Origin of the sequence: Pseudomonas tremae, assembly GCF_023278125.1 — a bacterium.
Classification (GTDB): domain Bacteria; phylum Pseudomonadota; class Gammaproteobacteria; order Pseudomonadales; family Pseudomonadaceae; genus Aquipseudomonas; species Aquipseudomonas tremae.
The window spans coordinates 1,907,587-1,929,849 of record NZ_CP066270.1 but is presented as its reverse complement, the minus strand read 5'-3'; the positions used below and the strand labels follow the sequence as shown (position 1 = coordinate 1,929,849).

At 56.3% G+C, this 22,263-nt stretch carries 16 protein-coding genes and 1 pseudogene; 13 read left to right on the top strand and 4 right to left on the bottom strand.

Translation table 11 applies throughout. The features are described 5' to 3' along the window. Positions 1–48 precede the first annotated feature (48 nt). Positions 49–1,122: a 23S rRNA (cytidine(2498)-2'-O)-methyltransferase RlmM gene (gene rlmM / locus I9H09_RS08925; protein ID WP_053480633.1), complete on the bottom strand. Its 1,074-nt coding sequence runs from the start codon at positions 1,120–1,122 to the stop codon at positions 49–51. A gap of 191 nt (positions 1,123–1,313) precedes the next feature. On the opposite strand from rlmM, the gene acnA reads away from it, so the two are divergent. The 3 genes from acnA (at position 1,314) to I9H09_RS08910 (ending at position 7,231) form a co-directional block, all read left to right on the top strand. Then, complete coding sequence (acnA, locus tag I9H09_RS08920) at positions 1,314–4,058, top strand: aconitate hydratase AcnA (protein WP_122347205.1); 2,745 nt, start codon at positions 1,314–1,316, stop codon at positions 4,056–4,058. Between the two features lie 165 nt (positions 4,059–4,223). After that, positions 4,224–5,789, top strand: a complete 1,566-nt coding sequence (locus tag I9H09_RS08915; RefSeq protein WP_122312734.1) for a methyl-accepting chemotaxis protein — start codon at positions 4,224–4,226, stop codon at positions 5,787–5,789. 908 nt (positions 5,790–6,697) lie between these two features. Further along, positions 6,698–7,231, top strand: a complete 534-nt coding sequence (locus tag I9H09_RS08910; RefSeq protein ID WP_053480636.1) for a hypothetical protein — start codon at positions 6,698–6,700, stop codon at positions 7,229–7,231. 63 nt (positions 7,232–7,294) lie between these two features. Here the strand turns inward: I9H09_RS08910 and I9H09_RS08905 are convergent, their stop codons facing one another. Next, entirely contained in the window at positions 7,295–9,589 is a 2,295-nt protein-coding gene (locus I9H09_RS08905; RefSeq protein WP_221033512.1) for an autotransporter family protein, read from the bottom strand. A gap of 326 nt (positions 9,590–9,915) precedes the next feature. Here I9H09_RS08905 and I9H09_RS08900 point away from each other — a divergent pair, with 326 nt between their 5' ends. From I9H09_RS08900 to I9H09_RS08890, 3 genes are all read left to right on the top strand, one after another. Next, entirely contained in the window at positions 9,916–11,796 is a 1,881-nt protein-coding gene (locus I9H09_RS08900) for a hypothetical protein (protein WP_122323599.1), read from the top strand. Positions 11,797–11,884: 88 nt separating this feature from the next. Next, positions 11,885–13,477: a hypothetical protein gene (locus tag I9H09_RS08895; RefSeq protein WP_183136849.1), complete on the top strand. Its 1,593-nt coding sequence runs from the start codon at positions 11,885–11,887 to the stop codon at positions 13,475–13,477. A 91-nt stretch (positions 13,478–13,568) separates the two neighbouring features. Next, a complete protein-coding gene (locus I9H09_RS08890; protein WP_122323595.1) occupies positions 13,569–14,027 on the top strand; it encodes a hypothetical protein in 459 nt (152 codons plus the stop codon). A 1-nt stretch (position 14,028) separates the two neighbouring features. Here I9H09_RS08890 and I9H09_RS08885 read toward each other — a convergent pair whose 3' ends face one another. Continuing rightward, entirely contained in the window at positions 14,029–14,718 is a 690-nt protein-coding gene (locus tag I9H09_RS08885) for an alpha/beta family hydrolase (protein ID WP_327393871.1), read from the bottom strand. Between the two features lie 294 nt (positions 14,719–15,012). Here I9H09_RS08885 and ccoN point away from each other — a divergent pair, with 294 nt between their 5' ends. From ccoN to ccoP, 4 genes are read left to right on the top strand one after another with little or no spacing between them, the layout of a single operon-like run. Continuing rightward, positions 15,013–16,458, top strand: a complete 1,446-nt coding sequence (gene ccoN / locus I9H09_RS08880; RefSeq protein WP_122347207.1) for a cytochrome-c oxidase, cbb3-type subunit I — start codon at positions 15,013–15,015, stop codon at positions 16,456–16,458. Then, positions 16,455–17,063: a cytochrome-c oxidase, cbb3-type subunit II gene (gene ccoO, locus I9H09_RS08875; RefSeq protein WP_024670718.1), complete on the top strand. Its 609-nt coding sequence runs from the start codon at positions 16,455–16,457 to the stop codon at positions 17,061–17,063. The genes ccoN and ccoO overlap by 4 nt, the downstream gene beginning before the upstream one ends. Before the next feature lie 5 nt (positions 17,064–17,068). Next, positions 17,069–17,260: a CcoQ/FixQ family Cbb3-type cytochrome c oxidase assembly chaperone gene (locus I9H09_RS08870; RefSeq protein ID WP_005887420.1), complete on the top strand. Its 192-nt coding sequence runs from the start codon at positions 17,069–17,071 to the stop codon at positions 17,258–17,260. Continuing rightward, positions 17,257–18,234 carry a cytochrome-c oxidase, cbb3-type subunit III gene (gene ccoP / locus I9H09_RS08865; RefSeq protein WP_122312736.1) on the top strand — a complete coding sequence of 326 codons (978 nt, stop codon included), beginning with the start codon at positions 17,257–17,259 and terminating at the stop codon, positions 18,232–18,234. The genes I9H09_RS08870 and ccoP overlap by 4 nt, the downstream gene beginning before the upstream one ends. A 73-nt stretch (positions 18,235–18,307) precedes the next feature. Here ccoP and I9H09_RS08860 read toward each other — a convergent pair whose 3' ends face one another. Beyond that, positions 18,308–19,954 (bottom strand): metallophosphoesterase, encoded by a 1,647-nt coding sequence (locus I9H09_RS08860; protein ID WP_236502274.1) that lies wholly within the window; start codon positions 19,952–19,954, stop codon positions 18,308–18,310. 258 nt (positions 19,955–20,212) lie between these two features. On the opposite strand from I9H09_RS08860, the pseudogene I9H09_RS27115 reads away from it, so the two are divergent. The 3 genes and pseudogenes from I9H09_RS27115 to ccoG all read left to right on the top strand — a co-directional run. Then, positions 20,213–20,326: pseudogene (locus I9H09_RS27115) on the top strand (type II toxin-antitoxin system Phd/YefM family antitoxin); the annotation flags it as partial. Next, complete coding sequence (locus tag I9H09_RS08855) at positions 20,326–20,778, top strand: type II toxin-antitoxin system VapC family toxin (RefSeq protein ID WP_122312765.1); 453 nt, start codon at positions 20,326–20,328, stop codon at positions 20,776–20,778. The pseudogene I9H09_RS27115 and the gene I9H09_RS08855, both read left to right, overlap by 1 nt. A gap of 64 nt (positions 20,779–20,842) precedes the next feature. Beyond that, positions 20,843–22,255 (top strand): cytochrome c oxidase accessory protein CcoG, encoded by a 1,413-nt coding sequence (gene ccoG / locus I9H09_RS08850; protein WP_122347209.1) that lies wholly within the window; start codon positions 20,843–20,845, stop codon positions 22,253–22,255. Positions 22,256–22,263: the final 8 nt, after the last annotated feature.

The window sequence follows — 22,263 nt, the reverse complement described above, 5'->3', positions numbered from 1 at the left end:
GTCACTATTGTCGCTCAATTCACCAGGCACGATAAGCGTCAGCTTGCCTCACTTGCGCGCCGATTTGGGCACATCCAGCCTTCTCAGGTGGCAGGTGACTTCTTCACGGTCGTGATAGAGCTGTTTGCAGCCGATCGATACCCTGACGCCGCGCGCCTGAAAGCCCTCTTCGATACGGTCGAGCAGGCGGCGCACTTCAGCGTAACGCTGTTTCATCGGCAGCTTGAGGTTGACCACGGCTTCGCGACACAGTCCTTCACCCAGCCAGGTTTCCAGCAGGGCGGCATTGCGCGCAGGTTTTTCGACAATGTCGCAGACCATCCAGTCCACCGGCTGGCGAGGCTTGTAGGTAAAACCGTCGGCCATCAGGTGTTGCACCAGCCCGGTGTCCATCAGGCTTTCGGCCATCGGGCCGTTGTCGATGGCCGTCACCAGCATCCCGCGACGCACCAGTTGATAGGTCCAGCCACCGGGAGCAGCTCCCAGGTCCACGCCGGTCATGTCACCGGACAGACGCTCGTCCCACTGATCCCGAGGGATGAAATGGTGCCACGCCTCTTCGAGCTTGAGGGTCGAGCGGCTCGGTGCCTCGCGGGGAAACTTCAAGCGCGGAATGCCCATCGGCCACATCGCCGAATTGTCAGCTTCGGCCAGGCCGAGAAATACCTCGCGGCCACTCTTGAAGGTCAGCAAAAGGCGCGGCCTGCGTGGGTCTTCGACCAGCTTGCCAGCCTGGGTCAGGGCTTTGCGCAACGGCGCTTCGAACTTCTTGCAGAAATTCGACAGCTCCTTGCCGTCATTGGTGTCCACCACCTCCAGCCACATGCTGCCGCAGACCGGAAACGCTGCCAGCTGAGCAAGGATGACGCTGATCCGGTCAGATTCCGGCAAATCCAGAAACACACCGCGCGCCCATTGCCGAGGAAAGATCAGCTTGTCGAAACGCTGGCCATTCATCAACCGTTCGGCGCCGTCCGCTTCGGTGCATATGAACTCGGCGCATGCTGTATCGGGGCGCGCCTTGGCATACCCGGCGACGTCCAGACGCGCCGCGTGTTCGGCTATCTCCGAACAGACTTCGCCTTCAAAGCCGGGCCTGCAATGCATAAACAGCGTATTCATGGGTCACTCCTGGGCAACGGGCGCTCGGGCGTAACCCCGCAGACTTGAAAGCCGCGCATGATAGCCCAATCAGGAACCACTGGCGCGGCCAGACAGTCCACAGAACCTGAAGCCTGATTCGGCGCTCTTGACCTGATGCACACCGAGCCCTGTGATCCGACCTGCAGATATCATCCCAAAAGGAGACATTAATGCCCTCCCTCGATAGCCTGAAGAGCCTGAAAACGCTCGAAATCGACAACAAGACTTACCACTATTTCAGCCTGCCCGACGCTGCCCGATCACTCGGCAATCTGGACAAGCTGCCCATGTCGCTCAAGGTACTGCTGGAAAACCTGCTGCGCTGGGAAGACAACAAAACCGTCACCGGCAACGACCTAAAGGCCATCGCCGACTGGTTGACCGAGCGCCGCTCGGACCGTGAAATCCAATACCGCCCTGCCCGCGTTCTGATGCAGGACTTTACCGGCGTACCCGCTGTGGTCGATCTGGCCGCCATGCGCGCTGCAATGGCCAAGGCTGGTGGCGATCCGCAGCGGATTAATCCGCTGTCACCGGTCGATCTGGTGATCGACCACTCGGTGATGGTCGACAAGTTCGGCAATTCCTCGGCGTTCGAACAGAACGTCGACATCGAGATGCAGCGCAATGGTGAGCGCTACGCGTTCCTGCGCTGGGGCCAGAGCGCTTTTGACAACTTCAGTGTGGTGCCGCCTGGCACGGGTATTTGCCATCAGGTGAACCTGGAGTACCTGGGCCGCACTGTCTGGACCAAAGAAGAAGACGGCCGTACCTACGCATTCCCCGACACCCTGGTCGGCACCGACTCCCACACCACCATGATCAATGGCCTGGGCGTACTGGGCTGGGGCGTGGGCGGCATCGAAGCCGAAGCGGCAATGCTCGGCCAACCGGTGTCGATGCTGATCCCGGAAGTCATCGGCTTCAAACTGACCGGCAAATTGAAGGAAGGCATTACTGCTACCGACCTGGTCCTGACCGTGACGCAGATGCTGCGCAAGAAAGGCGTGGTCGGCAAGTTTGTCGAATTCTACGGCGACGGGCTGGCTGACCTGCCACTCGCAGACCGCGCAACCATCGCCAACATGGCACCGGAGTACGGTGCAACCTGCGGTTTTTTCCCGGTCGATGAAGTGACGCTCGATTACCTGCGCCTGTCCGGTCGTCCCGACGAGACTGTGAAGCTGGTCGAAGCCTACTGCAAGGCTCAAGGCCTTTGGCGCCAGCCAGGTCAGGAACCTGTGTTCACGGACAGTCTTGAACTGGACATGGGCACAGTTGAGGCCAGCCTCGCCGGACCGAAACGCCCACAGGACCGCGTAGCACTGCCGAATGTCGCCAAGGCCTTCAGCGACTTCCTTGGCCTGCAGGTCAAGCCCGCGAAGACGGAAGAAGGCCGTCTGGAAAGCGAAGGTGGCGGCGGTGTCGCGGTAGGTAACGAGGCGCAGATCAATGCTGGGACGCCCTACGATTACAATGGGCAGACCTATCACCTGAAGGACGGCGCGGTGGTGATTGCAGCGATCACATCATGCACCAACACCTCCAACCCCAGCGTCATGATGGCGGCCGGGCTGGTCGCGAAAAAAGCGGTCGAAAAAGGCCTGCAACACAAACCATGGGTGAAAAGTTCACTGGCGCCCGGCTCCAAAGTCGTCACCGACTACTATGAAGCAGCGGGTCTGACCCAATACCTTGACGCCCTGGGCTTCGACCTGGTGGGTTACGGCTGCACCACCTGCATCGGCAACTCCGGGCCATTGCTGGAGCCTATCGAAAAAGCCATCCAGCAATCTGACCTCACCGTCGCCTCGGTGCTGTCCGGCAATCGCAATTTCGAGGGACGTGTCCACCCGCTGGTCAAGACCAACTGGCTGGCATCGCCGCCGCTCGTTGTTGCTTATGCGCTGGCCGGTTCGGTGAGCATCGACATCAGCAGCGAACCGCTCGGTGAAGGCTCGGATGGCAAACCGGTGTATTTGCGTGACATCTGGCCGACTCAACAGGAAATCGCCGATGCGGTCGCCAACGTGAACACCGGGATGTTTCACAAGGAATACGCGGAAGTCTTCGCCGGTGACGAACAATGGCAAGCCATCGAAGTTCCGCAGGCTGCCACGTATGTATGGCAGGAAGACTCGACCTACATCCAGCATCCGCCGTTCTTCGAAGACATCGGCGGACCATTGCCGGTCATCGAAGACGTGCAAGACGCGCGTATCCTGGCCTTGCTGGGCGACTCGGTGACCACCGACCACATCTCCCCTGCCGGCAACATCAAGGCAGACAGCCCTGCGGGACGCTATCTGCAGGAAAAAGGCGTCCAGTATCAGGACTTCAACTCTTACGGTTCACGCCGTGGCAACCATGAAGTGATGATGCGCGGGACATTTGCCAATATTCGCATTCGCAACGAAATGCTTGGCGGCGAGGAAGGCGGCAACACGGTGCATGTGCCGTCCGGTGAAAAACTGGCGATCTACGATGCCGCCATGCGCTACCAGGCTGAAGGCACCCCACTGGTGATAATCGCCGGTCTGGAATACGGCACCGGCTCAAGCCGCGACTGGGCCGCCAAAGGCACCAACCTGCTGGGCGTCAAGGCCGTCATTGCCGAAAGTTTCGAACGCATCCACCGCTCGAACCTGGTGGGCATGGGCGTACTGCCATTGCAGTTCAAGAACGGGCAGACCCGCAAGACGTTGGACCTGACCGGCAAGGAAACATTGAAAATTACCGGGCTGACCAATGCGGAAGTTCAGCCAGGCATGAGCCTGACCTTGCACATTGAACGCGAAGACGGCAGCAAGGAGACCGCCGACGTACTGTGCCGCATCGACACGCTCAATGAGGTGGAGTACTTCAAGTCAGGAGGTATCCTGCATTATGTATTGCGCCAGTTGATCGCTTCCTGAGGGTATAGCGCAGAGCCCGGCGAGCAGAAAAGGTCGCGGTGTCAGGCACACCGCGACCTGCTTTTGCCGCACTGACTCATCGGTCATTTGGCGTGCAATACTCAATTTATCGGCCATGCGGCCGATAACACGCCATCGTCTTCAGGATCGAAGGATCGAACTCCCATGCGCAACAACCAGCCCGTCACTCAACGCGAGCGCACATTCCCTGCCGAACAGCGACTGATCTCCACCACCGATACCCGAGGCACCATTACTTACTGCAATGATGCCTTTATCGATATAAGCGGCTATAGCGAGGCGGAGCTGCTGGGTGCCGCCCACAACACGGTGCGTCACCCGGATGTGCCGCCTGCTGTGTTCGAACACATGTGGACCACGCTCAAGACCGGTCAGCCGTGGATGGGCATCGTCAAAAACCGCTGCAAGAACGGCGACCACTATTGGGTCAACGCTTATGTGACACCGGTACTGGAAAACCGCAAGGTCGTGGGTTTCGAGTCGGTGCGTGTCAAGCCAACGGCCGAACAGGTCCGTCGTGCCGAGGCGCTTTACGCCCGTATCAACAAGGGCAAGAGTGCCGTCCCGGGTCGCGACAAATGGCTGCCGATCCTTCAGGACTGGCTGCCGTTCATTCTGGTCAGTCAACTGAGTTTTCTGATCGGCACGTGGCTCAACTCCCCCTGGGGTTTTGCCCTGGCAGCAGCATTGTCAGTGCCCTTGGGCCTGCTGGGGCTGTCCTGGCAGCAGCGTGGCATCAAACGCCTGTTGCGTCTGGCCGAACAGACCACCTCTGACCCTCTGATTGCGCAGATGTATACCGACAGCCGTGGCCCGCAAGCGCGCCTTGAAATGTCGACCCTCAGCCAGGAAGCGCGTCTGAAAACCTGCCTGACGCGCTTGCAGGACACTGCCGAACACCTGAACAGTCAGGCTCGCCAGTCCAATTCACTGGCCAACGCCAGCTCGATCGGGCTGGAACGTCAGCGGGTAGAGACCGAGCAGGTTGCAGCAGCCATCAACCAGATGGCTGCCACCACGCAAGAAGTTGCCGGCCATGTGAATCGTACTGCCGACGCCACGCAGCAGGCCAATGAACTGACCCGCCGTGGCCGTGACATCGCAGGTGAGACCCGCGAAGCCATTCAGCGCCTCTCCACCTCAGTGGGCGAAACCGGCCTGACCGTCACACGACTGGCCAAGGACAGCGATGAAATCGGTGGCGTGGTCGATGTGATCAAAGGTATCGCTGATCAAACCAATCTGCTGGCACTCAACGCGGCCATCGAAGCGGCACGTGCCGGCGAAATGGGTCGCGGCTTTGCGGTGGTGGCAGACGAAGTACGTCAATTGGCACAACGCACCGCAGAATCCACCGGGCAGATTCACGGCCTGATCGCTAAGCTGCAGCAGACCGCCAATGACGCTGTGCAGACCATGGATGCTGGGCGACGTCAGGCCGAGGAAGGCGTGGCCAGGGTGCTGGAAGCGGATCAAGCGCTGGTAGGCATCAGCGAAGCCGTCGCCAATATCACCGACATGACGACCCAGATCGCTACTGCCACCGAAGAACAGAGCGCTGTGGCCGAAGAGATCAACCGCAATATCGCGACCATCGCCAGCCTGGCAGACACGACAGCTGATGAGGCGCGCCGCTCGGCTGTATTGAGCGGGGAGCTGACTGCGACTGCCAACTCACAATATTCGCTGGTGGAACGATTCAATCGCTGAGATTTGATTAGCCTCGCAAAGCCCCGCCAGTTCGGTCTGTCGGGGCTTTTTTATTGAGGTACACAGCCTGCTCTTTAATATATGAAGCCCCACATTGCGCAGAGCATTATTTAGCACCGCCAACAACCGCAAGGGGCCCACACCGGTATCGGCATAAGATATTTACTCCAATCAGCTGATTTCATGGCAAGACGCGGTAGTTATGTATTACCACTTTTAATTATCAAGTATCACCCGATGCGAACTTCAGATCTGCGCCTTGTGGCGCCTGACTTGTCAGCGGGAGAAATACAACGAGCGTTTGCACAACACCCTGGTTTTTTGCACCTCGAATCCCACTGACCATTCCGGATGGCTGTCTCACGCAAAATACTGTTTAAGCAGGACAGCGATAACCTCAGAACCAGCGACAGGATCATCGATTGTGCAGGCGATCTCTAGCTGCTGACGCGCTGCGCTGCACACCTCCAAGCAGGCTTGAGCTACACGACCTACATTTTTGGCTCAAAACTCCGAAGGCCTCCTGCAGTTATGTGTGAGGGAAAACAATGATAAGTTTGAGTGAATCATCCTGTGAACAAGTAGGATATTAGACAAAATGCAATATTTTTCTACTTGTAAGAATTCTCTGTAGTAACCGTCCTACAGATATAGATAGCAGAAAAAACCTCAGCGGGCTCTCCTTGTACAGCAACACCCTTTATTTACAGCACCGCCGCCGTAATAGTCGATAATTTAACGCCCACATGAAACCAAATGTAACTGCATTACTAACGCCAAACCCTGTTCTTCCTTTGCTCTTCCAACCGACTTGACCTCAGCACTTGAGTGACTTGTAATATTTCTCGCACTGGCGATTGTCGGTGCAAGTACAACAACTCAAATTAATGCCAATTAAAGAGTGTACGATGGATAAGAAGCAATCCACGGATGTCACTGCGCGCGTCCTGCAAGAAAAAATCCCCAAAAACGCGGGTATTGCTCAAGAATCACCACCGCGAGAGGGTGACTATAAAGCGGCGGGGCTTGCCCCTGCTCCATCAGACATTTCAGACACCATGAAGCCACCCGTGCTGCCTGGTATCGATCCTGAAGCCATCAGTGAAGAACAGGCCTATGCAGGTATCACCATCCATATTCCCGGCTCGGTGAAGATGTGCTGGGGAGATGAAATCCGTTTCTATTGGGGGAAAAATCTATCGTCAACAACCCTGTTTCATCGAGTGGGCAAGGACAGCATCGTCCGCGTGCTATGCGTTTCCTACAACTTCACGCCCTACATTCAGTTCGGCCTGGTTGACCTGTACTACGAGCTTTATCGTGACAATCGACTGATCGGCACCTCGCCGGTACTAAGGGTCAATGTCAATTACTCCGCGCCTGCTACGTCCAGACAACGGCAACGCAAGCGTCTTGTCAATCGCAGGTTCTTCGACACATAACTGAAAACCCCCGGTGATCACTCACCGGGGGCTTTGGTGCCATTCAGCCTTCAGACCGAACCATCAGAACGCAATACGCAGCCCCACGTTCGCGCCCCAGGGTTGCTCGATATGCCGACCTTTCATGTAGCCGAGATCCGCATGCAATTGCACACGCTCGGACAATGAAGCCGACACCCCGCCACCCAACTCGGCGCGTGAGCCGTACAGGCTGTTATCGAACGTCGTGTCATTGACCTTGACTTCGTTACGGCGGGAAAACTCCTGCGCAACGGCGGCACGTACGTAAGGCTGTATCATCCCACCATCCTTGAGCGCCACCGTACGCCCCAGCGACGTACCGACCTTGCCCAGTATCGACTGAGTTCGATCGCTCTTCGCCTTCATGCCGTTATCAAGGTGCAGATCCTGACCCTGCACCACCACACCGGAGACCTGCGCAAACGGCTCAAGAAAGTAGTCCTCCGCCAGCTTGATATGGCGACCGACTTCCACCCAGCCTCCCACGCCGTTATTGGTGTAGTCGCCCTTGGATTTGCTCGCGTCACTCATGGCAACGTCCGCCTTGTTGCGAAAGCGGTTGAGCTTCAATACGCCGTCTACATAGTAACCATCGTCCGACAGCCAGGTGCCGTAAGCACCCGCATAGAAACTGTCGATTTTCCCGCTCGTACCTCGGCTCATGTCCAGACCAGACGTGCTGTAGCCGCCCAGCACACCCACCAGCAACTGTCCGCTGCCGACGTCTACGGGCGCATCGGCACCCAGCGACAGACCACTTTGCGTCTGTTTGTAATCGACGCCCTCGCTGGTCGTCGCATTGAGTCGATTGCCATAGGCGCGCATCCAGCCACCGGCCTTGCCGCTGGCACGAACCTCGCCCATGCGCGAGCGCAGGGTTGAAAGCTCGTTCATCCAGATGGCAGGTGCCGCGCTGTAAAGAGCAAGAGCGCTCTGGGTCGAGGGACTTATCTCCTTGTCTTTGCCAACGACGAACCAGTCATTGCCCTGCTGTTCCAGCAGGTACGAATAGGCCCCGAGGTCGACCCGACCGCCCAGCAGACTGAATTGCGCATCGCCGCCCTCGGTGTGCACCACCTTGAGCGGCTGCATGTCAGCCGATAACACCTCCACCCCGGTATTGCGCACCCGCAATCCAAATTGCCCGCTGGCCTGACCGTTGACGTCGATGAGGTCACCCACCCCATTGTCCAGATCCACCCGCATGCCGAATGTGCCCGATCCGGACAGCTCGTTCAGAGAAAGGGTATGGAACCCCTCCTCGCTGAACCCGACGCTGCCACCCTGCATGGAGAGCGACTTGACCGCGTTGTCACCCTGCATCTGCCATTGAGCACCGGAGTTGATCGCCAGCGTGCTGCCATTGATGATGTCACCGGACAATTGCGCGCCGTTCTGCAAGGTGACGTTCAGGATGCTGGTGTCATCGGCAACGAGGTTGCCGCTGAGCACGCTGTTGTCGACGTTGAAGTTGACGGTACTATGATCAGCCACTTCTAGCAGATTGCCATTGCCGGCCAGTAGCTCGGAATGGTTTTGCACAGTGATATCGGCCTCGATGTCGAGTGCTACGCGCTGGTCGACCCTGATAGCAGCGCCGGCCAGACCTTCGACGATCGACCGATCGATCACAGTAACGGACTTGTTTCCGATAAGGAGCTTGGCTTCAGATCCATCTACAAGGTGGATTCCATTCATGTCGCCTGTTACATGACTGTCTTCCGCTATCAGTACATTCGCACCAGAAGACAAAATACCCTGACCATTTTTGCCTTGCGACGCAAACCCGTACACATCGGTATCGAAGATACTCAACGTCCCCCATATCCCGGCTGCGATACCATAGCCAGATCCCGATATGTCGCTTGAACGAGCCGATGCCGAGGAGCCAGGATTGACGGAGTTTCTCACTCCACCAATAACGATGCCGGAACCTGTCGCGTTTCTTACTGTAGCGTTGGAAAGATTTCCCACGGAATCGTACAGCGTGATACCGCTTTCCACCACGCCAGCCTCAATATTAAGCGTAGAGCGATCTACCTTCGCGCTGTCTACTCGCCCACCGACAATATTGAGAACGCCCTGATCGTCGACAGAGTGAGAACCGAAGGGGGTATCAGGACCGACATTAATGATTTCACCCGGCCTGCCAGTTGCCTTTGTCCCCGCTCTGTCCGGCAGCACCGTTATGACATTGTCGAGGTCAAACACTGAACCAGTTTTATCGCCCGATACCTCTGCCGACGCCTGCAAGTTAGCCAAAGCCCCGAATGCAATCACGGCAAGCCGAAATGCACCACCCTGCGGATTAATGACATTATTTTTTCTAAAAGACACCGTCCATCTCCTCGGTTATTGAGGACCGAAGGTAGCTCACTTAATTAATCAACTTTGTATCTGCTCACTACCAAAAGCGTAGGAACGCTCCCAAATTGAGATAGGAAAGTTCTTACAGCGTGACTCTATATCAAGGCCGGACCAAACTTTTCAAAAATAAAACTTACACCCCCACTTGACCACTCACGAAAAAGCCTATTACGTCCAATCGTGACTGAGAAAACAAAGATTACTTTGCCAAGTGCTACTTACAGCACGCTCATTCAATACCACATTGTTAAAAGCAGGAATATTCCTACAAATTGTTTTTAAAGAAGGTTATGTCCATGGAATTTCGCTCGAATAGCTATCTGCCTACCCCTGTCGCGGTGCCAGGCAACAGGCACCGAAACTTGAACCTTGTATTGACGCCTCCCGATATCGCCGCCGCGTTTCATGATCAAGACACGCCAGGCCTCATACCGGTCGCTGAACTGTCTCAGCCGTTGGCGGTGGACTTGGTCGTGTGGCCAGCCGCGCGCCCTGATTACACTTACCAACTGCTGTTTGACGGCATAGCGATTGGCCCCCGAAAGCTGATTCTGCCCTCACATGCACCAGGCGATCCGCTGCAGCTGGAAATTCCGTCCGACCTGTTGCTGGAGGGTTTCCACAATGTCGCCTACCTCGTTGTCAACCCGATCAACCAGACAAAACAGGAATCAGGCATTTTCCGGATTCAGATTGACCGGACAGCGCCAGGCGCCCCTGAACTTGCCGCCATACAGTTTCCAGCCGAGATCCAGAACGGTCTGACTGCCGCAGAGCTCGATCAACTGGGAGGTCAGCTTGATGTACAGATTGCTGGCTACACCGGTATGGCCAAGCACGACCGCATTCTGACACGGTGGGGAGATATCGTGGGTCCCAGCGCTGTAGTCAACGAAACCGATATGGGCCTGGACAAAGTCTCGGTCACTTTCACACGAGCATTTCTGCAATCTTTGGGGGAGGACGAAAAGCAGGTGTGTTATCAGGTCATCGACCGTGCGGGCAACCCTTCAATCCTGTCGAATACCGTGCCCGTAAAACTGAGACTGCAAGACTTGCCCTCCAATTATCCGGCACCTGTTATTGATCAGGCCGTCGGCGAACTGGTCGATTATCTGGAAGCTCAGGCGGGGGTACGGGTCGACATCCCTCATTATTCGGGCGCCGCAGCGCTTGATAGTATTCAGCTGTTCTGGGGTGCCAATAACCCCTTGACCCCTGTCTCCGTGGCGCCTGGCGACGAAAACGAGGCAGTTCTTTTAACGTTGAAGTTGCCATTCGAGGCCATTGCTCAAGGGCCGCAAGGCAATACTGCGGTGCATTATGAAGTGCTGCGCAATGGCGAATTGATCGGCACTTCGCTCGACGCCCATATCGACGTTTTTACCACACTCCCTTTCCCCGACCCACTGAACAGCCTGACGGTACAGGGAACGAGCGTACAAAACCCGAACACTCAGGACAACTTCATCGACGAAGACGATTACGAGTTGAACGGTAGAGGTGTGGTGGTCTGGAACACCGGCTTCAAGATCAATGACGACCTGAATCTGTACTGGGGTAATCAGGTAAAACCGCAGTGGTATCAAATACGGTCGAGTGACGTTACAGCAGCAAGAAACCTGATCATTCCGATTGATAACGAACTTATGAAGTTGCAAGGCACCGGTGAAGCCATCCCGGTTTACTTTACTGCCACGCGTACAGGAAACCCGAATAGCATGACTAGCCCGACGCAGCCCGTAACAGTAAGGTCTCGAGAAGAGCAACCCGGCGGCGAGGACGGTTTGACCGGCCCCACCTTCAATCTCACTCCGAACGGAGTACTGGGGCCTAATGAAAACCCGAACGGTGCAGATGTAAAAGTTTCGCCGTATGTAAACATTGCCGAGGGCCAGAAGATCACCTTCACGTTCAAGGGATTCGACGATTCCAACAATCCCATTGAAGCGGCCACTTACATAACGACGCGCAAGCTCGACGAAGTCGATGTTGTGGACGGCCACGTATTCACGGTCCCACAGATTAATACACTCCTTATTTGTACCGGGTTTGCGGAGGCCTCTTATACCGTCGACCCCGTGGAAGGCAGCAATCAAAGCCCAGCGAATTCCACAGTCACTCGCGTGATCGTGCACATGCTTAAACCCACCGACTTTACCTGTCTTAGCCGCTAACCCGTTGCGGGCCCACAAAGCCCGCATTCTGGTTCTGTACTGGAAGTCAACGTACCGAGCCCAAGACACCTAAAAGCAAGGAAAGCACATGTATCACGTATCGACTGAAAGAAAGAACAACTCGCTGCCAGCCCCCGTCATCGCAGCCGCCTTGAACGGCGGAGTATTACCCGTCGACAGTTTGAACACCCCCCTCGACGTAGGGTTGAACGTATGGCAAGGCGCACGCCCGGGCTATACGTATCAACTTTGCTTCGACGAGATGCTTATCGGCCTCAAGAAAGAAATACTGCCGTCACACAAGCCCGGCGACCCGCTACATCTGGACATTCCACCCGAGCTGTTGAAGGAGGGCCGCCACTCGGTGGCTTATGCCGTCGAAAACCCGGCTAACATGGTCGTCGAATACTCTGCCGAGACAGCAGTAATCGTAGACCTTACGCCGCCTGGCGACCCACTGCTCGCCCCAATCATTTTTCCGGAACAGACGCAGGACGGCCTGACCTCCGAAGAGCTGGGAAGCCTGGGCAATGTGCTTTCAGGGACGATTGCCGGCTACAACGGCATGCAGGAAGGTGATGTTGTCCACACCTACTGGAATGACGTGCCTGGTCCAATGACCATGGTGAGCAAGGATGACGTGGGTCTGAGGCAGACAGTGGTCGACTTTGCGAGACCGTTCCTGGAGCTGATCGGCGACATTGAGGCGCCGGTTTATTACACGATTACGGACCTCGCGGGAAATCTGTCGATGGCGTCAGAAGCTGTGAACGTGAAGCTGCAGCTCACGCACGCTACGCCCCTGCCTAACCCGACCGTAAAAGAGGCCATCGGCACCACTCTGGATCCGGCCAACGCCTTGTCCGGTGCGACAGTGGTGATCGACGCCACCGCCAATCTGCAAGCCGGCGATCAGGTGATCGTGCAGTGGCAGGGACGCAACGGCAGTGATACCAAGGAAAAGACCCTGACAGGTACAGAAGCTGGCAAAACGCTGGAAGTGCTGTTCGCCGCGGTGTTGGTTACGGCAAACGCCGGGCAGTCGGTCGCTGTCTCTTATGTCGTCAATCGCGTCAACGGCCTGGTGCAGGTCTCGGGCACACTGGCCTTGCAGATTCTGGAAGGACTGCCCGAACTGGTGTTCGATACTTCACCGGTGACGCTGGCAGGCAAGATCTACCTGATCCCGGGAAGGCCGGAAGTGTTGCCGAACTTCCCGGCCGAGACCACCGTTTTGCGTCAGGCCAGCGGCGGGCTCGCGCCTTATCAATATACGTCGAGTGATCCGCTGGTGGTGAACGTGGATGACAATGGCCTGGCCTCCGTTCGAGGCAAGGGCACGGCCACGCTTACCGCAACCGATGCTTTGGGCGCGAGCAAAAATTGCCTGGTCACCGTGACCGGCGTTATTCATTGCATCGGTGTGGGCAGCGGCAACTTCTCCCAGATGAGCAGCGCTGCCAGTAACCGGGGTGCAAGGATTCCGTCAATTCATGAACTGGTGGAGATCTACGCCCTGTACGGCAATCGCTGGCCGATGGGCAGTGGCAATTACTGGTCATCCACTGTTTCCAGCGCTGGCATCGGGGGCTGGAACTGGTACTACGTAAAAGACATGGTTTCTGGCGGAAACTTCAAGCTGAAAAGTCACAACTCCAGTCTTGGCGTCGGTATCCAATGATCGACAACTGGTGAACCTGTAATCATCAAGCAGGGCGTTACCTGAAAAGGCAACTTCCTGCTTCTGTTCATACGCTTTACAGAGTCAGGTCATACACCGCACAACATCCCCAGCCAAACGCTTTTTTCGTCCCGCACCTTGTGAAGGCAGTTTTCACGTCAGCGTCAACAAGCACCCATTCCACGTACTTTCGCTGGCAGGCCAGCTGACGTTGCGCGCAGAGCTGGAGCAGGCTCCCGAACAATGGATATGGAAGCTGGTCGCCGATGGCAAGGTGGGCTCAACGCGAACCACCATAGGCTTGTTTCTGGACAGCGATCTGAGGCCCGGCAATCACGACCTGGTAGACCATGCCCGGATCAAAGTGATTTACAGCGAAACGCTGCACAGGCAAAACACCCTTTATCACTCGGCACACTTTCAAAGCGGTACGCTGGACCTGTTTGAGGTCAACCCCTGTACCCTTCGCCTGCGAGGACGCTTCCGCTTTAGCATGTCATCGATCAATTTAGACGTCACCAACGGCTTTTTTGACGTGCGCTGCCAGTGACTCAGGTACGCAAAAATCGGGCGATCACCTGCGCCGACTCGGCCAGGCATTGATCATGGCTGACACCTGCCATTTTCAATGGTTTGAGGTCGTGATTGGCCGTCGGCAGCCAGTGCAGCCGAATGGCGCTGGACAAACTATAAACCTCCACGGTTTCGCGGTTGCCCAATGCATCGCGCTCACCCTGAACGATCAGGGCCGGAGTATTCAGTTCAGCCAGATGCGCAACGCGCGGTTTTTCAGGTTTGCCTGCGGCGTAGAACGGATAACCCAGGCACACCAGCGCATCAACCTGAAGTTCATCGGCAATCAAACTGGCCATTCGCCCTCCCATTGATTTGCCGCCCACCGCCAGACGCCCGGCAATTTTGGGCTGCACACAGCCATAAACGTCTCGCCAGCACTCCAGTAACCGGGCCTGAGGGTTCGGGGGTCGCTTGCTGCCGCCCTGGCGTCGCTGAGCCATGTAGGGGAACTCGAAACGCAAGACGCTGATGCCTTGTGCTGCCAGTTCATCAGCCATGCGGTTCATGAAGTCGCTGTCCATCGGAGCGCCTGCGCCGTGTGCCAGCAGCAAGGTGGCAGGCTGCATACCGTCCAACGGCTGCCCTTGCGTCCATAGCCAGCCTCTTTCACGCACCAATTGCAGCCATTGTTCCGGGGCGATACGGGGCTGTAAGCTTTTGCTCATGCTTGTCTCGTTTTGATAAGTACGGCGTTGGCCGATCACTATAGGCAACTGCGTCAGCAACTGCATGACCAACCGCGATTCAGATACGTAGCGCGCAAGAAGGTGCTGCGGCTTCCCACACCCCTCCTTTCGAAGCTAAACTCGCTGACACGCGTCTGCTGCAACCCTTTGACGCACGTAAACGTGCCTGTGTGTTCCTGCCCCTGCCTTTTCGGTCCGCCTGGATGCTGTTACAGCGCTGCATCGGCTGCCCGAATACGTCTCTGGTCACTATCTGAATCGTGGAAGTCTGCAATGAGTACGACAATCAGCCCGACTGCCTACAACTACACCGTGGTGCGCCAGTTCGCCATCATGGCGGTAGTCTGGGGCGTGATCGGTATGGGCCTGGGTGTGTTCATCGCCTCCCAACTGGTCTGGCCGGGACTGAACCTTGAACTCGAATGGACGACCTTCGGCCGCCTGAGACCGTTGCACACCAATCTGGTGATCTTTGCGTTCGGCGGCTGTGCCCTGTTTGCCACGTCTTATTATGTGGTGCAGCGAACCTGCCAGACGCGGCTGATTTCAGACCGGCTGGCAGCCTTTACATTCTGGGGATGGCAGGCAGTGATCATCGGCGCCATCGTTACACTGCCCATGGGCTACACCACCACCAAGGAATATGCCGAACTCGAATGGCCGGTTGCGATTCTGCTGGCTGTGGTCTGGGCCGCTTATGCCGCAGTGTTCTTCGGCACCATCGTCAAACGCCGAACCCGACATATATATGTTGCAAACTGGTTTTATGGCGCGTTCATCGTCGTGACCGGCATGCTGCATGTGGTCAACCACATCTCGTTGCCGGTCAGCCTGTTCAAGTCCTATTCGGCCTATGCCGGAGCGACCGATGCCATGATCCAGTGGTGGTACGGGCACAACGCCGTGGGTTTTTTTCTGACCACTGGTTTTCTCGGCATGATGTATTACTTCGTGCCCAAGCAGGCCGAGCGTCCGGTGTACTCCTATCGCCTGTCCATCGTGCATTTCTGGGCGTTGATCACCCTGTACATCTGGGCTGGCCCTCACCACCTGCATTACACCGCGCTGCCGGACTGGGCACAGTCGCTGGGCATGGTGATGTCGATTATCCTGCTGGTGCCGAGCTGGGGCGGCATGATCAACGGCATGATGACCCTGTCAGGCGCCTGGCATAAGCTGCGCACCGATTCGATTCTGCGTTTTCTGGTGGTCTCGCTGGCGTTCTACGGCATGTCGACCTTCGAGGGGCCGATGATGGCGATCAAGACCGTGAACTCGTTGTCGCATTACACAGACTGGACCATCGGCCACGTCCACGCAGGCGCCTTGGGCTGGGTTGCGATGATCACCATCGGCTCGCTCTATCACATGATCCCGAAGCTCTACGCCCGTCCGCAGATGCACAGCGTCTGCCTGATCAATGCGCATTTCTGGCTCGCCACCGTGGGCACCGTGCTGTACATCACCTCGATGTGGGTCAACGGCATCACTCAAGGCCTGATGTGGCGCGCCGTGAACGACGACGGCACACTGACGTATTCCTTCGTCGAGACCCTGCAGGCCAGCCATATGGGCTACATCGTGCGGGCGATCGGCGGTGCCATCTTCACCAGCGGCATGTTGCTGATGGCCTACAACGTGCTGCGTACCGTGCGCGCATCGGACCTGCGGGCAGCTGAAGCCGCTGCGCGGATCAGCGTCGCGGGGGGCCATGCATGAAACATGAAGTACTCGAAAAAAACATCGGCCTGCTGGCCTTTGTCATGGTCATCGCAGTGAGCATCGGCGGGCTTACCCAGATCGTTCCGCTGTTTTTTCAGGACGTGACCCAGCAGCCCATAGAGGGCATGAAGCCACGCAACGCGCTGGAGGTGGAAGGCCGGGATGTGTTCATTGCCAACGGTTGCGTGGGCTGCCACTCACAGATGATCCGTCCGCTGCGCGCCGAGACAGAGCGCTACGGGCATTACTCGGTGGCGGGTGAAAGCGTGTGGGACCATCCATTCCTGTGGGGTTCCAAACGCACGGGACCGGACCTGGCAAGGGTCGGCGGTCGCTACTCGGACGAGTGGCACCGTGCGCACCTGAACAATCCCCGAGACCTTGTTCCCGCGTCGATCATGCCGGCGTACCCGTTTCTGAACGACAAGAAAATCGACACCACACAGACGGCGAAAAAGCTGCAGGTATTGCGTACCCTCGGTACGCCATACACCGACGCCGACATCGCCGGTGCGGCCGCCGCCGTACAGGGCAAGACTGAAATGGACGCGCTGGTGGCCTATCTGCAAGGCCTCGGCACGCTCATCAAGAGCAAGCGGTGATCACGATGGACATCGGAATGATTCGAGGCCTTGGTACGCTGGTGGTGATGGTCGCCTTCATCGGCCTGATGCTGTGGGTGTTCAGCCCTGCTCGCAAGGCTGAATTCGATGACGCCACCCTGCTGCCTTTCGCCGACGACCCCGACGCCATCCGCAAAGTCGAGCACACCGCGACAGACAAGGAAGACAGGCCATGAGTACATTCTGGAGCCTGTACATCACGGTACTGACGCTGGGCACGATCATCGCAATGCTCTGGCTGCTGCTCTCTACGCGCAGAGGCCAGCGTGACGAGCCCACTGATGAAACCGTCGGCGAGTCTTTCGATGGCATCGAGGAGTACGACAACCCGCTGCCCAAGTGGTGGTTTCTACTGTTCATGGCAACCATCGTTTTTACGCTGGGTTACCTGGTGCTGTATCCGGGCCTGGGCAACTGGCAGGGCCTGCTGCCGGGTTACGAGCACCGGGACAAGACCGGTACAGTACAATTTTCCGACGGCCAGCATGGCTGGAGCAGTGTTCACGAGTGGGAGCGGGAAGTTGCGAACGCCGAAGCCCGCTATGGCCCACTGTTCGCAAAATACGCTGCAATGCCGGTCGAGGAGGTCGCCAAAGACCCGCAAGCGCTGAAAATAGGCGCGCGTCTGTTTGCGTCCAATTGTTCGGTTTGTCACGGCTCGGATGCAAAAGGCGCCTACGGCTACCCTAACCTGACCGATGCCGACTGGCGTTGGGGTGGCGATGCGCAGTCGATCAAGACGTCGATCCTTGCTGGCCGCATGGGCGTGATGCCAGCCCTGGGTGGCGCGCTTGGCGAACAAGGCGTTCGCGACGTGGCGGCTTACGTGCTGACCCGACTGGACGCCAGGCAACTGCCCGAAAGTGCGCAGGCTGATCCCGTTGCAGGTCAGAAAACCTTCGCCACACTCTGCGCTGCCTGCCACGGCCCGGAGGGCAAGGGGATGCCTGTTCTCGGCGCCCCGGACCTGACACACCCGAATGCGTTCATCTACGGCTCGAGTTTCGCCCAGTTGCAACAAACCATCGGTGAGGGTCGCCAGGGCCAGATGCCTGCGCAGCAAGCGCTGCAGGGCAATGACCGAGTGCATATCCTCGCAGCGTACGTCTACAGCCTGTCTCGTCAGGAGAAGCCGGCCGAGCCCAAATGATGTTGCTCTGCCTTATAGCGAAACCTGGCGTCGTGAAAGTACAAAAAACATCACGACTGCCATTGCCGATCAATCAAGGCTTGGGATCGCACCTCATCCGCATACCGTTCAAAGTCGAATCGTCATTGTTACCCTGATCAACTTCGACACGGGTTTCAAAGCCGGTGGCAACCATTCCGGCGGGACAACGGAACGCGTTCTTCCAGATACCATAAGGAGTGTCGAAGGGTGAAGGCAGATACCCTCCTCCTTCACAGAATAGTCTGACAGAGTCAACGGCAGTGTCGTCCTGATGGTTTCCACTTCCTTGACTAGGCTGCATTTTCAATTGATAACCGACCACTGCCTCGTTTGAAGGACAAAGAGCGTACTCATACCAATGCCCCCAGTTCCCTTCGTTGCTGTGCAATTCTGACCCCGTGAAGCAGTGCATAGCGATCGCATTGACAGCTGTATCGTCACCGCTACCTTGCGACGACTGAGCCCTCATACTGAAACCATTTATGTAGTTTGGCGATGAACACGATGCCGTAACCCCCCAGTTCCCCCAGTGTCCAGTATTGTCATATTCATCGACGGGAGGAACAACAACAGAGTGTTTGAAATACATCGTACCGAGATATTTAGCGTTTTGAGGATTGTTATTGTTAACAAGCCACGTCTGAAAAGTCTTATTGCTTTCGTCAATATCAACGATAAGAAATGTCTCATCCGTGGCCGAGCCACTCAGAAAAACAGGCACGTCCCCATAAACACTTTGGTACTTTCCAGCACTGGAATGGAGGTGACCCGCAAAGATAGCTGAAACATCGTAGATCTTTAGCAATTGACGAAACCGGGTTAATATTGCTGCCGTTCGAGCGTCAGATGAATACGTCCACTCCGCCGGATCATGCATACCAATAATGATAAATTTTTTCTGATCCCTTGCATTGATCAGCACTCGCTCCAGCCAGTTATTTTGGACCGGCGACTGGATATCGAACTCATACTTTGACTTGAGCACCGTCGCACCATTGGAGTAAAACCATTGAGTATAGGAAGGGTCCAGATTCAACTGAATATACCGCACCTTGCCAAAATCCTTATAGTACCCAAAACTTCCCGAATATCGCTTTGTTTCAGGAAAACCTCCGCCATGATTAGTACTGTAATCCATATTATTACCACCCATCCGGCCAATGAGGTCATTCATACTGTCTCTGGCGCAACCATTATTTAAACAGCCACCGACATTGTTTTTATAATCATGATTACCCAGCCCGAAATACCAATTGGTCGACAATATCGAATCCAGTGCTCCATAAAGAAAGCTTCTTTGCCAACCGTGACCATAAGCTGTCATATCACCATTTATGATGACCGGATTGTTGCCGACCCCTCCCATCGCAGCTGTACGCCATTTCTGTATCGCATTATATTGATTTCTAACGAGATCCTCATCACTTACCTGATTAACCGAGGAGCGGGATTGCAGTGGGACGTCCTGCGATTTCTGGTGCGGCGAAGCACCCAGACCGTCCTCTGCGTTTTTTTCATCCTTTGACCAAGGGTATTGAGGATCAGACGCAAAAATAATATGCCTTATTATATTTTTAGGTGCGGCTTCGCTTGCGTTCACAACAGCGAGTGGACCTTCACTTTTCAAATTCTGAGCACACCCAGACACCCACAGCAGGGTACTGAGCAGCGCACAACAAAAAAACCTGTACGTAGACATTTTAATTTCCTCACACGGACTAAAACATCAGAACCAAAGCGCGAATCTAAAACTTCCGGCGGCCCTTTGGGCTGCACCTATTATTACGAACACCGAGACAATATCTACTATCAAAACTGATAGGTAGGTGTTCGACTATCGGCAATCTATCCTTGAGTAAACACTGACACGATAGTTAATACTCAAATGTTCTAAACAGGCCGCGAGTTCAACCAAGGCAACAACGATATCAAACAAGAAAGCCGACAATGAAAGCCCGGAGCGGCGAACATCGCCGACATGCTGATAATGCCGACGGACCCTGATATCGAATTCGAGCCGAACGGGTTGTGCACGGGTTGTCATCAAATCTCGCCCGTTGATCTGTCCTGATGTTCCTGCTTGACACCCACGTGGTGTCCGAACTCAGAAAACGCAACGCCGACGTGAACGTGCTCCATTGGTCGCGAATCCAGCTGGCATCCAGCCTGTTCGTCTCGTCCATCACGATTCTTGAGCTCGAAACAGGTATCCTGCGTATCGAGCGAAATGACCCGACGCAAGGCGCAGCGCTGCGAATGTGGCTGGACCACCATGTGCTGAACGCCTTTGCCGGACGCATTCTGCCGATCGACACTCAGGTTGCAAAACGTTGCGGTCACCTGCACGTTCACGACCCGCGCAGCGAATGCGCTGGGCTGATCGCGGCCACCACACTGTTGCACGTCATGATGCTGGTCACTCGTAATACAGTAGACTTTGAATTCTGCGGAGCCGCCTTGCTCAATCCATGGATAAGCCAGTTGAACGAAGAAACTGCCCATCACTCAAGTGCGTTACTTTGAAAGCGGATGTGAACCTGCCTGACACATATCGGCGAGAGCTACGCAAGCGCCTCTGGACCCATCGATGAGCAACCAGATCCCGGTACACGACATCACCCCGCCCTCCGAAAAAAACGGCGAGTTCATCGATCTCTACGCCTCGCGCAAGAAAATCCACACTCGCGGGTTCAAGGGTTTGTTTCGCAATGTGCGCATAATAGGCGGCGCAGTGCTGCTGCTCATCTTTTTCGGTACGGTCTGGCTGAATCGAAACGGGCACCAGGCCGTGTGGTGGGACTTGCCTGAGCGCAAGTTCTATATCTTCGGCGCGACGTTCTGGCCGCAGGATTTCATTCTGTTGTCCGGGATTCTGATCGTTGCGGCCTTCGGGCTGTTCTTCATCACGGTGTATGCCGGACGGGTCTGGTGCGGTTATACCTGCCCGCAGAGCGTCTGGACCTGGATGTTCATGTGGTGCGAGAAAGTCACTGAAGGCGACCGCAACCAGCGTATCAGGCTCGACCATGCACCGATGAGCGCCAGCAAATTGCTGCGCAAGTTCGCCAAGCACAGCCTGTGGCTGCTTATAGGTTTTGCCACAGGCATGACGTTCGTGGGCTATTTCTCGCCGATCCGCGACTTGTGTATCGATCTGTTCATCGGTGAAGCAGATGGCTGGGTGTATTTCTGGGTCGGCTTTTTCACCCTGGCCACTTACCTGAATGCCGGCTGGCTGCGCGAGCAGGTGTGCATCTACATGTGCCCCTACGCGCGCTTCCAGAGCGTGATGTTCGACAAGGACACGCTGATCATTTCCTACGACCCGCGCCGTGGCGAACCACGCGGGCCGCGCAAGAAGGAAACCGATCATCAGGCTCAGGGGCTCGGTGACTGCATCGACTGCACTGTATGCGTTCAGGTCTGCCCGACCGGCATCGACATTCGCGACGGCCTGCAGGTTGAGTGCATTGGTTGCGCGGCCTGCATAGACGCTTGCGATACCGTCATGGACAAGATGGACTACCCTCGCGGGTTGATTCGCTACACGACCGAACACAATCTGTCCGGACAACGCACCCACACCTTGCGCCCGCGCCTTATCGGTTATGCATTGGCCCTACTGCTGATGATCGGGTTGCTGACCACGGCCTTCTGCATGCGCACCCTGGTAGGCCTGGAGGTCAGCAAGGACCGGATGATGTTCCGGGAAAACGCCGAAGGCCGAATCGAAAATGTCTACAGCGTGAAAGTCATGAACAAGGATCAGGTCGATCACACCTACTTGCTGAGCGCCAGCGGCCTGCCTGATCTGAAGCTGCAAGGCTCACGGGAAATCAAGGTTCCGGCAGGTGAAATCATCAGCCTGCCGGTGGAGCTGTCCGTTGCTCCGCAAGCGCTGTCGTCACGCAGCAACGAGGTTGTTTTCACCCTCGAGGACATCGACAGCGACACTCGCGTCAAAACGCCGGGCCGCTTCATCGGCCCTCCTATTCGTTAAGAGCAACG

Bases quoted from the DNA above. Each gene is read 5' to 3' on its own strand.
- ccoN (WP_122347207.1), top strand. From the start codon at position 15,013: ATGAGTACGACAATCAGCCCGACTGCCTACAACTACACCGTGGTGCGC.
- I9H09_RS08885 (WP_327393871.1), bottom strand. From the start codon at position 14,718: ATGAGCAAAAGCTTACAGCCCCGTATCGCCCCGGAACAATGGCTGCAA.
- ccoO (WP_024670718.1), top strand. From the start codon at position 16,455: ATGAAACATGAAGTACTCGAAAAAAACATCGGCCTGCTGGCCTTTGTC.
- I9H09_RS08860 (WP_236502274.1), bottom strand. From the start codon at position 19,954: ATGTCTACGTACAGGTTTTTTTGTTGTGCGCTGCTCAGTACCCTGCTG.
- I9H09_RS08870 (WP_005887420.1), top strand. From the start codon at position 17,069: ATGGACATCGGAATGATTCGAGGCCTTGGTACGCTGGTGGTGATGGTC.
- I9H09_RS08855 (WP_122312765.1), top strand. From the start codon at position 20,326: ATGTTCCTGCTTGACACCCACGTGGTGTCCGAACTCAGAAAACGCAAC.
- I9H09_RS08900 (WP_122323599.1), top strand. From the start codon at position 9,916: ATGGAATTTCGCTCGAATAGCTATCTGCCTACCCCTGTCGCGGTGCCA.
- ccoG (WP_122347209.1), top strand. From the start codon at position 20,843: ATGAGCAACCAGATCCCGGTACACGACATCACCCCGCCCTCCGAAAAA.
- I9H09_RS08910 (WP_053480636.1), top strand. From the start codon at position 6,698: ATGGATAAGAAGCAATCCACGGATGTCACTGCGCGCGTCCTGCAAGAA.
- I9H09_RS08915 (WP_122312734.1), top strand. From the start codon at position 4,224: ATGCGCAACAACCAGCCCGTCACTCAACGCGAGCGCACATTCCCTGCC.
- I9H09_RS08895 (WP_183136849.1), top strand. From the start codon at position 11,885: ATGTATCACGTATCGACTGAAAGAAAGAACAACTCGCTGCCAGCCCCC.
- ccoP (WP_122312736.1), top strand. From the start codon at position 17,257: ATGAGTACATTCTGGAGCCTGTACATCACGGTACTGACGCTGGGCACG.
- acnA (WP_122347205.1), top strand. From the start codon at position 1,314: ATGCCCTCCCTCGATAGCCTGAAGAGCCTGAAAACGCTCGAAATCGAC.
- rlmM (WP_053480633.1), bottom strand. From the start codon at position 1,122: ATGAATACGCTGTTTATGCATTGCAGGCCCGGCTTTGAAGGCGAAGTC.